9 protein-coding genes are annotated in these 11,568 nt (G+C 72.9%); 2 read left to right on the top strand and 7 right to left on the bottom strand.

Annotation, left to right across the window (positions count from 1 at the left end):
* Positions 1-338: 338 nt before the first annotated feature.
* Positions 339-779 carry an SRPBCC family protein gene (locus J7I94_RS06660; protein ID WP_215165867.1) on the bottom strand — a complete coding sequence of 147 codons (441 nt, stop codon included), beginning with the start codon at positions 777-779 and terminating at the stop codon, positions 339-341.
* A 121-nt stretch (positions 780-900) separates the two neighbouring features.
* A complete protein-coding gene (locus J7I94_RS06655; protein ID WP_215165865.1) occupies positions 901-1,707 on the bottom strand; it encodes a metallophosphoesterase in 807 nt (268 codons plus the stop codon).
* A 305-nt stretch (positions 1,708-2,012) separates the two neighbouring features.
* Here J7I94_RS06655 and J7I94_RS06650 point away from each other — a divergent pair, with 305 nt between their 5' ends.
* Positions 2,013-3,848 carry a long-chain fatty acid--CoA ligase gene (locus J7I94_RS06650; RefSeq protein ID WP_215165863.1) on the top strand — a complete coding sequence of 612 codons (1,836 nt, stop codon included), beginning with the start codon at positions 2,013-2,015 and terminating at the stop codon, positions 3,846-3,848.
* 98 nt (positions 3,849-3,946) lie between these two features.
* On the opposite strand, the gene J7I94_RS06645 is transcribed toward J7I94_RS06650, so the two are convergent.
* On the bottom strand, positions 3,947-5,089 hold the full coding sequence (locus J7I94_RS06645) for a glycosyltransferase family 4 protein (RefSeq protein WP_215165861.1): 1,143 nt from the start codon (positions 5,087-5,089) through the stop codon (positions 3,947-3,949).
* Between the two features lie 122 nt (positions 5,090-5,211).
* On the opposite strand from J7I94_RS06645, the gene J7I94_RS06640 reads away from it, so the two are divergent.
* Entirely contained in the window at positions 5,212-6,450 is a 1,239-nt protein-coding gene (locus J7I94_RS06640) for a glycosyltransferase 87 family protein (RefSeq protein WP_215165871.1), read from the top strand.
* Positions 6,451-6,517: 67 nt separating this feature from the next.
* Here the strand turns inward: J7I94_RS06640 and J7I94_RS06635 are convergent, their stop codons facing one another.
* The 4 genes from J7I94_RS06635 to J7I94_RS06620 all read right to left on the bottom strand — a co-directional run bounded on the left by J7I94_RS06635 (position 6,518) and on the right by J7I94_RS06620 (position 11,540).
* A complete protein-coding gene (locus J7I94_RS06635) occupies positions 6,518-7,705 on the bottom strand; it encodes a hypothetical protein (protein WP_215165860.1) in 1,188 nt (395 codons plus the stop codon).
* Between the two features lie 34 nt (positions 7,706-7,739).
* Positions 7,740-8,753, bottom strand: a complete 1,014-nt coding sequence (locus J7I94_RS06630) for an NlpC/P60 family protein (RefSeq protein WP_215165859.1) — start codon at positions 8,751-8,753, stop codon at positions 7,740-7,742.
* 227 nt (positions 8,754-8,980) lie between these two features.
* Positions 8,981-10,021 carry a C40 family peptidase gene (locus J7I94_RS06625; protein ID WP_215165858.1) on the bottom strand — a complete coding sequence of 347 codons (1,041 nt, stop codon included), beginning with the start codon at positions 10,019-10,021 and terminating at the stop codon, positions 8,981-8,983.
* Between the two features lie 175 nt (positions 10,022-10,196).
* The gene (locus J7I94_RS06620; RefSeq protein ID WP_215165857.1) at positions 10,197-11,540 is read right to left on the bottom strand and encodes an NYN domain-containing protein; all 1,344 of its coding nucleotides are present in this window, start codon (positions 11,538-11,540) and stop codon (positions 10,197-10,199) included.
* Positions 11,541-11,568 lie beyond the last annotated feature (28 nt).

The following is an 11,568-nucleotide window of genomic DNA, read 5'->3' as shown; positions in this document are numbered from 1 at the left end:
CGCGAGACATGGATCGCGTGCGACGAGCACGGGGAGCACCTGTCCCAGTTCCTCGGGGTGCGGGGGTTCCTGAAGGACGTGGTGCGCCTGGAGGAGTGGGAGAAGGGCGCCTAGTGCCTGTCGTTTGGATCACGCCGCAGACGCGGGGTCTGGCACGCGCATCTGCGGCGTTGTCGTCGGTTGTCGACTCCCCCACGCTCGGCTGCGCTCGCGCGGGAGGACCCCCATCGCGTTGCCGCCCTCCTCCGCCTTGCAGCCGCACGCACCAGACCCCGCTCACCGGCATGGACACGTCCCGCCGATGCCCTGGGTCCTGATCCGAACGACAGGCCCTACTCCTAGGCGGCGCCCGACTCCACCCGCTTCTTCAGTCCCGCCAGTGCGCGGTCGGTGATGACCTTCTCGGCCTTGCGCTTGATCATGCCGAGCATGGGGATCTTGACGTCGACGGTGAGCCGGTAGGTGACCTCGGTGCCCGTGCCCGCGGGCCGCAGCAGGTAGGAGCCGTCGAGGGAGCGCAGCATCTGGGACTTCACCAGCGTCCAGGAGACCTCGTCGTCACCGGCCCAGGTGTAGGCGAGGGTCTGGTCGTCCTTGATCGCCCCGGCGTCCATGACGAGCCGGACCTGCTCGGCGCGGCCCTGCCCGTCGGTGGCGAGCACCTCGGCCTCCTTCACCTCGCCGGTCCAGTCCGGATAGCGGGCGAAGTCGGCGATCACCGCCATGACGTCGGCCGGTGCCGCCTCGATCGTGATGCTCGAGCTGGTGTGTTCCGCCATCGCGGTGGGTCCTCCAGATGCGGGCCGGATGAGACATCGCGTACGCGAGTACGGATGTGCGTGCAGCGTGAAGGCTACCGCGCACCACGGGGGCGGCCGTCACCGCTGTCGGCCCGCACGGCTACCACTCCAGCACCCACGGCCGGCCGGTCGACGCGAAGTGCCCGACGTTCACGCACTCGGTCGCCCCGATCCGCGTCCGCGGCACCAGCGGCTGGTGGACGTGGCCGAACAGGGCGTAGCGGGGCCGGGTGCGGCGGATCGCGTCGAGCAGCGCCCGGCTGCCCCGCTCGAAGCGCCGCGCCACCGTGTCGTAGACCAGTTCCGGGACCTCCGGCGGGATGTGCGTGCACAGTACGTCGACCTCGCCGACCGCCTCGATCTTGGCGGCGTACTCCTCGTCGCTGATCTCGAAGGGGGTGCGCATCGGCGTGCGCAGGCCGCCGCCGACGAAGCCGAAGACCCGGCCGCCGATCTCGACGCGTTCGCCGTCCAGCACGGTGGTGCCGGGGCGGGCGTACTCCGGCCACAGCATCGGCATGTCGACATTGCCGTAGGTGGCGTACGTCGGAGTGGGGAACGCGGCGAACAGCTCGGCGTACTGCTTGCGCACCGCCTTCTCCATCACGGCGGCGCGGTCCTCCTCCACGCCCGCCCACAGCCGGGCGCCGAACTCCTTCGCCTCCGCGAACCGGCGGGCGGTGCGCAGCTCGACGATGCGGTCCGCGTTCTCCACGCCGAACAGGTCCGGGAAGATGCCGCGGGAGTGGTCGGCGTAGTCGAGGAAGAGGATCAGGTCACCGAGGCAGACCAGCGCGTCCGCCCCCTCACCGGCCCGGGCGAGGTCGCGGGCGTTGCCGTGCACGTCGCTGACCACGTGGACGCGCGTCTTCGTGTCCGGGGCGTTCCGGGCCGGTGTGGAAGTCATGGTGATCAAGAGTAGGAGCAGCAGGTCCCCTGTGAACAGTGGCGGCCGGACCTGCGGTTACTGGCTGGTCGGTCGGCGTGTCGACTACTGTGCGCCCAGAGAACAGCAGCTGTGTGACGCAGCGAACATCTCGCCGGGCCCCCCTGTCAAAGACGCCATACCGGCGGGTAACGTCCAGGCAGTCCAGTCGTGCTCAGAAACCCCGCATCCGTGTCCCTTGTCCCACGAGCACCCGCCCCAGCCATGGACCGCACCGTCGCATCACACAACGTCGTGGCGCCGGCGCCCTATGAGGAGCAGCAGTCTTGCGCGAGTTCAGCCTTCCCGCTTTGTACGAGGTCCCCGCGGACGGCAATCTGACCGACATCGTCCGCAGAAACGCCGCGCAGCACCCTGATGTCGCCGTCATCGCCCGCAAGGTGAGCGGAGCGAAATGGGGGTCCCCCCGGACGGAGTCTGGGGGAGGTACCTGGCAGGACGTGACCGCGCGGGACTTCCTCTCCGAGGTGCACGCCGCCGCGAAGGGGCTCATCGCCGCGGGCGTCGAGCCGGGCGACCGGGTCGCCCTGATGTCGCGGACCCGCTACGAGTGGACGCTGCTCGACTTCGCGATCTGGAGCGCGGGCGCGGTCACCGTGCCGGTGTACGAGACCAGTTCGCCGGAGCAGGTGCGGTGGATACTCGGCGACTCCGGCGCCACCGCGTGCGTCGTGGAGTCCGCCGCGCACGCCGAGGCCGTGGAGTCGGTGCGCGAGGGGCTGCCCGCCCTCAAGCACGTCTGGCAGATCGAGGCCGGGGCCGTGGAGGAGCTGCGCCGGCTCGGCCAGGGCGTCACGGACGAGACGGTCGAGGAGCGCGGCTCGGCCGCCAAGGCCGACGACCCGGCGACCATCGTCTACACCTCCGGCACCACCGGCCGCCCCAAGGGCTGTGTCCTCACCCACCGCTCCTTCTTCGCGGAGTGCGGCAACGTGGTGGAGCGGCTGCGTCCGCTGTTCCGCACCGGCGAGTGCAGCGTGCTCCTCTTCCTTCCGCTGGCGCACGTCTTCGGACGCCTGGTGCAGGTCGCCCCGATGCTCGCGCCGATCAGGCTGGGCTGCCTGCCGGACATCAAGAACCTCACCGACGAACTGGCGTCGTTCCGGCCCACGCTGATCCTCGGCGTGCCGCGCGTCTTCGAGAAGGTGTACAACTCCGCGCGGGCCAAGGCGCAGGCCGACGGCAAGGGCAAGATCTTCGACAAGGCCGCGGACACGGCGATCGCCTACAGCCGGGCGCTGGACAACACGTCGGGGCCGTCCTTCGGTCTGAGACTCAAGCACAAGATCTTCGACAAGCTGGTCTACAGCAAGCTGCGCGCCGTCCTCGGCGGGCGCGGGGAGTACGCCATCTCCGGCGGCGCCCCGCTCGGCGAACGGCTCGGCCACTTCTTCCGCGGCATCGGCTTCACCGTCCTGGAGGGCTACGGCCTGACCGAGTCCTGCGCGGCCACCGCGTTCAATCCCTGGGACCGGCAGAAGATCGGCACGGTGGGGCAGCCGCTGCCGGGCTCGGTGATCCGGATCGCGGACGACGGGGAGGTGCTGCTGCACGGGGAGCACCTGTTCAAGGAGTACTGGAACAACCCGGAGGCGACCGCCGAGGCGCTGGCCGACGGCTGGTTCCACACGGGCGACATCGGCACCCTCGACGAGGACGGGTATCTGCGGATCACCGGCCGCAAGAAGGAGATCCTGGTGACCGCGGGCGGCAAGAACGTCGCCCCGGCGGTGATCGAGGACCGCATCCGCGCGCACGCGCTGGTGGCGGAGTGCATGGTCGTCGGGGACGGCCGGCCGTTCGTGGGCGCGCTGGTCACGCTGGACGAGGAGTTCCTGGCCCGCTGGTGCGCGGACCACGGCAAGCCGGCCGGCGCGACGGCGGAGTCCCTGCGGGACGATCCCGAGCTGCTGGCGGAGATCCAGTCGGCGGTCGACGACGGGAACGCGGCGGTGTCCAAGGCGGAGTCCGTGCGCAAGTTCCGGGTGCTGCCTGCGCAGTTCACGGAGGAGTCGGGGCATCTGACTCCGTCGTTGAAGCTGAAGCGGGGTGTGGTCGCGCGGGATTACGCGGGGGAGATCGAGGCGATCTACGCGAAGTAGGGTGCCACTTGATCGCCGTTGGCGGATGCGGGTCATCCGCGGCTGGTCGCGCCCACGCGGCGGAGCCGCACATGTCACGGCTCCGCGCCCCTGGTCGGCTACAGCAGCGTTCTCAAGCGGTCCGCCAGCAGATCCCAGCGCCACCGCTCCTCCACCCACTGCCGGCCCCGCTCGCCCATCCTGCGGCGCAGCTCCGGGTCGGCGAGGAGGGTGGTGATCCGGTCGGCGGTCTGTTCGGCGGAGCCGCCCCGCACGACCCAGCCGGTCTCGCCGTCGAGTACCGCGTCCGGCGCCCCGCCGGAGTCCCCCGCCACGACCGGCAGCCCCGTCGCCGACGCCTCCAGGTAGACGATGCCGAGGCCCTCGACGTCCAGGCCGCCGCGCCGCGTCCGGCAGGGCATCGCGAAGACGTCGCCGGCGCCGTAGTGGGCGGGCAGCTCGGACCAGGGGACGGAGCCGGTGAAGCGGACCGAGGCGGCGACGCCGGTCTCGGCGGCGAGGCGGCGCAGGTCCTTCTCGTACGGTCCGCCGCCGACGATCAGCAGCACGGCGTCGGGCTCGGCGGCCAGGACGCGGGGCAGCGCCCGGATCAGGGTGTCCTGGCCCTTGCGCGGTACGAGGCGGGAGACGCAGACGACGACGGGCCGGTCGGCCAGCCCGAGCCGGGCGCGGACCTCGTCGCCGCCGGAGCCGGGGTGGAAGGTCTTCTCGTCGACGCCCGGCGGCAGCTGGACCATCCGCGCGGCGGCGGCCGGGGTCAGCGCGTCCGCGATCCGGGAGCGCGTGTACTCCCCCAGGTACGTGATCGTGTCCGTCGACTCCCCGATCCGGCGCAGCAGCTGCCGGGCCGCGGGCAGCTGGGCCCAGCCGGCCTCGTGCCCGTGGGTGGTGGCGACGATCCGCTCGGCGCCGGCCCCGCGCAGCGCCGGCGCCATCAGCCCGAGCGGTGCCGCCGCTCCGAACCACACGGAGGTGCAGCCGTGCTCCCGCAGCAGCCCGACCGCCCGCCGGGTCGCCCCCGGTGTCGGCAGCAGCATCGTCGTACGGTCCCGTACGACGGTGAAGGGCTGCTCGGCGTCGAAGGCGGCGGTGGCCGCCACGCCCTCGCGGGTGCGCTTCCAGGTGGAGGCGTAGACGACGAGGCGGTCGGGGTCCAGGCGCAGGGCCATGTTGTGCAGGAAGGCCTGGATGCCGCCGGGGCGGGGCGGGAAGTCGTTCGTCACGATCAAGGTCTTGTACATCGCCCGAGACCTTATCGAAGCCCCCGTTCACAGCAGCCTCCGGCCGTGCGTGTGGCAGACACACAGAAGTTCGGGACATCATGAAATCGTCGGACGGCACCGAACGGGCGGGCAGGGAACACGTGGAGACGACGAGCGCCGGGCGGTCCCTGGCATGGCTTCCGGTGGCCTGGTGCGCGACCCGGCTGGTGCTGCTGCTGTGGGTGCTGAAGGTGTGGGTCTTCCCCGGCCCGGACGTCACCAGCGATGTGTCGGTGATCTACCAGGGCTGGTACGAGGTGCTGCGCAGCGGAACGTTTCCGCTGAACGACGTCACCTGGCAGTACCCGCCCGCGGCGGCCACGGCGATCCTCTCCCCCGGGCTGCTGCCCTTCTTCGACTACGCGACGGCCTTCTTCGTCCTGGTCTGCGTGGCGGACCTGGTGGTGCTGGGTGTGCTGCTGCGGGTGGGCCTGCGGCCGGGCGGGACGCCGCGCGGGGCCTGGATGTGGGTGGCCGGCGTGCCGCTGCTCGGGCCGACGGTGTACGCCCGCTACGACCTGATGGTCACCGCGGTCGCCGTGGCCGCGCTGGCCGCCGCCGCCCGGCATCCCCGGGTGGCGGGGGCGCTGGCGGCGCTGGGCGCGCTGCTGAAGGTGTGGCCGGCGCTGCTGCTGCTCGGCATCCGGCGGCGCTCGGCCTGGGCCGCCGCGGTGGTCGCCGGGGTGGTGCTGGCGGGGGCGTTCGCGCTGTCCATGCCCGGGGCGTTCGCCTTCCTGACGTTCCAGCGCGACCGGGGCACCGAGGTGGAGTCCCTGGGCGCGCTGGTCTTCCACGTCGCCCGGAACTTCGGCTGGGACGGGCAGGTGCTGCTCAACTACGGCTCGGTGGAGTTCCTCGGCCCGTACGTGGACTGGGTGAGCACGGGGGCGCTGACGCTGACCGGGATGGCGTTCGGCTGGCTGCTGCTGTGGCGGCTGCGGGCCACGCGGTTCGAGGCGCACACGGCGGCGGACGCGGCGTTCACGGCGGTGCTGATGTTCACGGTGACCAGCCGGGTGATCAGTCCGCAGTACATGGTGTGGCTGATCGGGCTCGGGGCGGTGTGCCTGTGCTTCCGGGCCTCGCGGATGGGGCTGCCGGCCGCGCTGGTGCTGGCGGCGAGCGCGGTCACGGTGCTGGAGTTCCCGCTGTGGTTCGCGCACGTGGTCGCCAGTGACACGCTGGGCGTCACCCTGATGTTCGTCCGCAACGGCCTGCTGGTGGCGGCGGCGGTCGCCGCGGCCCGGGTGCTGTGGCGCGGGACGGTGCCGCGTCCGGAGCCGGCACCGCTGCCCGAGCGGCCGTCCGCGCGGGCGAGCGGGACACCGGTCTCCTCCTGACTGCCCCCCGCCCGTCCGCGGTCCGGCCCCACCCGAACCCACCCGCGGGTACGCCCGCCCCTTCGCCTCACCCGAACTCCTCCCGCAGATACTCCCCCCACCGCGGCGTGAACTCCTCCGGCGTCGTCCCGAGCACCCGGCGCATCGCGTCCTCCACCGCCCCGTCACGTTCCGGGTGCGCGCCCACGGCGCGGTAGAACGCGCCGAGCCGGGCCTCGCCCCACTCCTCGGCGATCAGGCGGCAGGCCATCCAGCCGCCCTCGTACGCCCGGGCCAGTTCGGTCGCGTCGTCGGTGAAGCCGAAGTCGTCGTCGGCCGGGAGGGCGTCGGGCACCCGGCCGTCGGCGACGGCGCGGGCCAGTTCCGGGGCGGCCTCGGCGGGGGTGCGGCCGGTGCCGCGGTAGCCGGCCCAGTCGGCGTACCCCTCGGACAGCCACAGGGGCGTCGCGGCGGTGGTGTGGGCGCGGGTGGCGACGTGGGTGGTCTCGTGGGTGAGCACGACCTGCTTGCCGAGCGAGCCGAGCAGGCCGTACGCGTCCGGGTTGACGACGATCCGGTCGGCGGGGGCGTCGGACCGGCCGCCGGTCTCGCCGGTGGTGACCGCGGCGATGCCCCGGTAGGAGGAGGCGGGCGAGCCGAGCAGTCCCGCCATGTCCTCCAGGGAGCGGGGCACGATGACGACGACCCGCTGCGCCCAGTCACCGTCCCAGGCCTCCGACACGGCCGGCACCGCGCGGTCGGCGAGCGCCGCGTACCCGCGCAGCGCCCCGTCGGACTGTCCGACCCCCAGGACGAGGCTGTGCGCGCCGCGTACGACGTGGACCGTGCCCTGGTCCCAGGGCTGCCGGCCGGACTTCTTCGCGGGCCGGTCGGAGGTGACCCGCCAGGTGCCGTCCGCGCGTTCCAGGCGGACGGTGCGGCCGGCACCGACCGCTCCGGCGTCGTACCCGGCGAGGCGGTAGCGCAGTTCGACGGCGGCGGTGGCGGTGGCGCCGGCGCGGGTCACCTCGCCGACCCGGTAGGACCAGTCGGCCAGCGGGACCGCGCCGACCCGGTCGAACCCGGCCCGGGTGCCGGTCGCCGCGTAGGCGGCCCGGTCCCGGTCGAGGAGGGCCCCCGCCCGCCGGTCCAGCACGGCCTGCACCTCGGTGCGGACGGAGTCGGCGGCGGACCGGCCGCCACAAGCCACCAGGGAGACCAGCAGCAGGCACAGCAGCACCACCGAGGACCTCGACACCCGCCTGCGACCAGCCACCTTCCCGAGGGTACGGGGAGGCGGGCCGGGACGGTCAGGGCCGGGTGACCGAGGAGACGGGCATCATGCCGACGGGGTCGTAGCGCACGGGGGCGCCGGGGTAGGGCGCGTGGATCACCTGGCCGTTGCCCGCGTACATCCCGATGTGGCTGGCGTCGTCGCGGTAGGCGACCAGGTCGCCGGGGCGTGCCTGGTCCAGCGGGACCCGCTGCCCGGCACCGGCCTGCGCCTGCGAGGTGCGCGGCAGGGCGACCCCGGCCTGCGCGTACGACCACTGGGTCAGGCCCGAGCAGTCGAAGCCGGAGGGGCCGTTGGCGCCCCAGACGTAGGGCTTGCCGAGGGCGGACTGGGCCGCGGCGAGGGCGGCTGCCGCGCGGCCCGAGGCGGCGGCGGTGCCGGACAGGTCGGGCAGGTCGGCGCGGCCGGAGCGGGAGGCCCGGTCGGCCTCGCGTTCGGACTCGGAGAGGGAGTTGAGCAGCCGCCGGGCCTCGGCGAGCTTGCGTTCCACGGTCTTCTTGTGGGCGGCGACCGTGCGCAGGCTCTTGTTCAGCCGCTCCAGGGTCCGGCCGGCCTCGGCGCGGTCCTGGGCGAGGTGGCGCAGGGCGTGCTGCAGCCGCCGCAGCTCGCCCGCCTGGTGGGCGCCGATCCGGTCGAGGGCCGCGGCCTTGTCGAGGTAGTCGTCCGGGTCGGCGGAGAGCAGCAGCGCGACGGACGGGTCCAGACCGCCGGAACGGTACTGGGCGCCGGCCAGCGAACCGAGCGCGTCCCGCATGGTGTTGATGCGCCCCTGCTGCCGGGCGATCCGGTCCTGGACGGCACTGACCTGCTCCCGCAGGGTGTCGGTGCGCTCGGCGGCCTCGTTGTAGGCCTCGGTCGCCTGCTCGGCCTCCGTGTGCAGGCGGTCCACCTCGGCACGGGTGTCGTCGTGCGGTGCGGCGGTGGCCGGTACGGCGGCGCCCAGGACGGCTGCGGCGGCGGACAGGAAGCCGGCCACGGCGGTGGCGCCCCGGTCGGACCCGGTTGGTGCAAGGCGGCGATGGGACCCCACGGGAAGCCGCACTCCTTCCGCTGGCGGACGGGAAACGCGGCAGACAGTAGCCCCGCCGTGAGGCCACGGCCAACGGCCTCGGCGTCCGCACAGCCCGGCGCCCCGCCGCTGACGCAGGTCAGCGGCGGGGCGCCGGGCCACAGAAGGGTTTCGAGATTCGCTCGTTCGGGCGGCATGTCGGGTTGATCCGGACGGCCCTCGGCGCAACACCGGGGCCGGACGCGGGGTCAGACGCGGACGCCCCACATGAAGGGGCCGCCGATGGTGCTCATCGACTCGTACCGGACGACGGTGCCGGTGCGCGGGGCGTGCAGCACCTGGCCGTTGCCGGCGTAGAGGCCGACGTGGTGCAGGTCGTTGAAGAAGAAGACCAGGTCGCCGACCTGGAGGTCGCTCTGGCTGGTGATGCGCGTGCCGATCTGCGACTGGGCCTCGGAGGTGCGCGGTATGGAGACACCGGCCTGGGCGTAGGCCCAGGAGGTCAGGCCCGAGCAGTCGTACGAGGACGGGCCGGTGGCGCCGTAGACGTACGGGCTGCCTATCTTGCTCTGGGCCGCGGAGAAGGCGGCGCCGGCGCGGCCGGAGGCGGAGGCCGTGGAGCCGGAGAGGACCTCGCGCTCGCTGCTGCGGGTGGCGCGCTGCTCCTCGGCGTCCAGCTCGGCCTTCTCGGCGGCGGTGAGGCTGTTGAGCAGCTTCTGCGCGGCGGAGAGCTTGCCCTGGACCTCCTTCTTCTTGTTGCTCAGCTCGGTGCGGGTGGCGGAGAGGTCCTTGAGCTTCTCGGTGGCCTCCTCGCGCTGCTGGGCGAGGTCGCGCTGCTTGTCCTGGATCTCCTTGAGCGCGTCGACCTGCTGGGCGCTCAGCTGGTCGAGGGTGGACGCCTTGTCGAGGTAGTCGTCCGGGTCCGCGGAGAGGAACAGCTGCACGGAGGGGTCGATGCCGCCCGAGCGGTACTGGGCGCTGGCCATCGAACCGAGGCCGTCGCGCAGCTCGTTGAGCTCCTCCTGGCCGCGGGCGACGTTGTCCTGGAGGGTGGAGATCTCCTTCTGGAGCTTCTCCTGCTTCTCGGTGGCCCCGTTGAGCTTCTCGGTGGCCTGCTCCGCCTCGTCGTAGAGCTTGTCGACCTTGGACTTGACCTCGTCCTTGCTCTGCTTCTCGCTGGGAGCGGCGTTGGCTGCCTGCGAGCTGAGCACAACGGCGGCGGCGGCCGCGGTGGTGAGCACGGTGACGCGCGCGCGGCTGGGCTGCTTGGGTCGACGGTGGGACGCCACGGGAGGCGAACTCCTTCGTGTGAGTGATCACCCGTTCTAGGGTTCGAAGCCAGACCCTAGTGACCCAGTCGTGATCAGTTCAAATCCTTCTCAGGAAAAACCCGCTCACCGACAGCATCTTTTACCTCAATATCACCAGCAGTGACGCATGATTGACACTACGTCAAGCAACGGGTCAGGAAAGCCGCTTCAGCAGCATCGCCGAGGCCACCGGGCGGGCTCCCGCGCGGGCCACCCCGTCGGCGACCTCCCGGTCGGTGGAGGCGACGATGACCGGCCGGCCCGGTGGCTCGGCCCGCACCAGCTGGCGGATCAGCTCGTCGGCGGTGACGCCGGGCTTCGAGAACAGCACCCGGACCCCGCGCGGCGGCGCCAGCAGCACCGGGGCGGCCAGCTCGGCCCCGTCGAAGACGCAGGTCACCTCGGCGCCGGTCTGCGCGGCGAGCTGCGAGAGCTGGCCGAGCAGCCGCAGCCGCTGCTTCTCCAGGGGCATCTGCGGATAGCCGGTCTTGGTGACGTTGTAGCCGTCGACGACCAGATGGGCCTGGGGCAGCGCGAGCAACTGGTCCAGTACGGCCGGGTCGTGCTCGGACAGCGCGCGGGCCGCGATGTCCTTCGGCGTCATCCGGCCGGGCTCCACGGCGTCCACGGTCTCGGCGGGGCGTACGGAGACCGGCGGCAGCGCCAGTTCCCGGCGCAGCCCCTGAGTGGCGTCCAGCAGGGTGTCCAGGAGCAGCCGTACCCGCATGTCCTCGACGCTGCGGCCCTCCCGGGCGGCCTTGCGGGTGGCCTCCAGGGCCGCTTCCGCCTCGCCGAGACGGGCCTTGAGCCGCCGCGTCTCGCTCTCGGCGGCGGACACCTGGGTCTGCGCCTCGGTGCGTACGGCGTCCAGCTCGCCGCGCATCTTGCGCACCGCCGCCTCGCCGCGCTTGACGTCGCTTAGCGCGCCGCGCAGCTTGCGGTGGAGCGACTCCGCCTCCTTCTTGGCGGCGTCCAGCTCCGTGCGCAGCCGTTCGGTCTCGCCCCTGCCGTGCTCCCGGGCGCGCTCCAGCTCCGCGCGCAGCCGCTCCAGCTCGGCGCGGGTCTCCTCGTCGGCGCGCTCGGCGTCGGCCCGCTGGGCCTCCTCGCCGGCGGCGGCCACGAGCTTCACCCAGCCGGCCGGGCGCAGTACGTAGGCCGCGGCCGCCACGTCGAGCGGGTCCGCGGCCGGGGGCGGGGAACCGGAGGCGAGGGCGTCGGCCAGTTCCGGCTGCGACTCCCTGAGCTTCTCGCCGATGCGCTGGCGGAAGAGCGTGTCCGTCTCCAGCGCGGCGGCCATCGCGTTGCCCGCGAACTTGGCCCGCCGGTTCGGCGTGAAGCGCGCGTACTGCCGCAGCTGCGCGGGCAGTTCCGCGAGGGTCAGCCCGCCGAAGCCGTCCGCGGCCAGCTGTACGACCCTGCGGCGCACCCCGTCGGGCAGCGGACGGTCGAGCACCTCAGCGGCGCCGTCGCCCGGCTCCCCGCCCTGTGTCTCCGCCATCCGTCACCCCAATGCCTGTGCGGGGTGC

Origin of the sequence: Streptomyces sp. ISL-12 (assembly GCF_018614415.1) — a bacterium.
In the GTDB taxonomy this organism is placed as follows: domain Bacteria; phylum Actinomycetota; class Actinomycetes; order Streptomycetales; family Streptomycetaceae; genus Streptomyces.
This window is presented reverse-complemented; position numbering and strand designations above follow the sequence as displayed.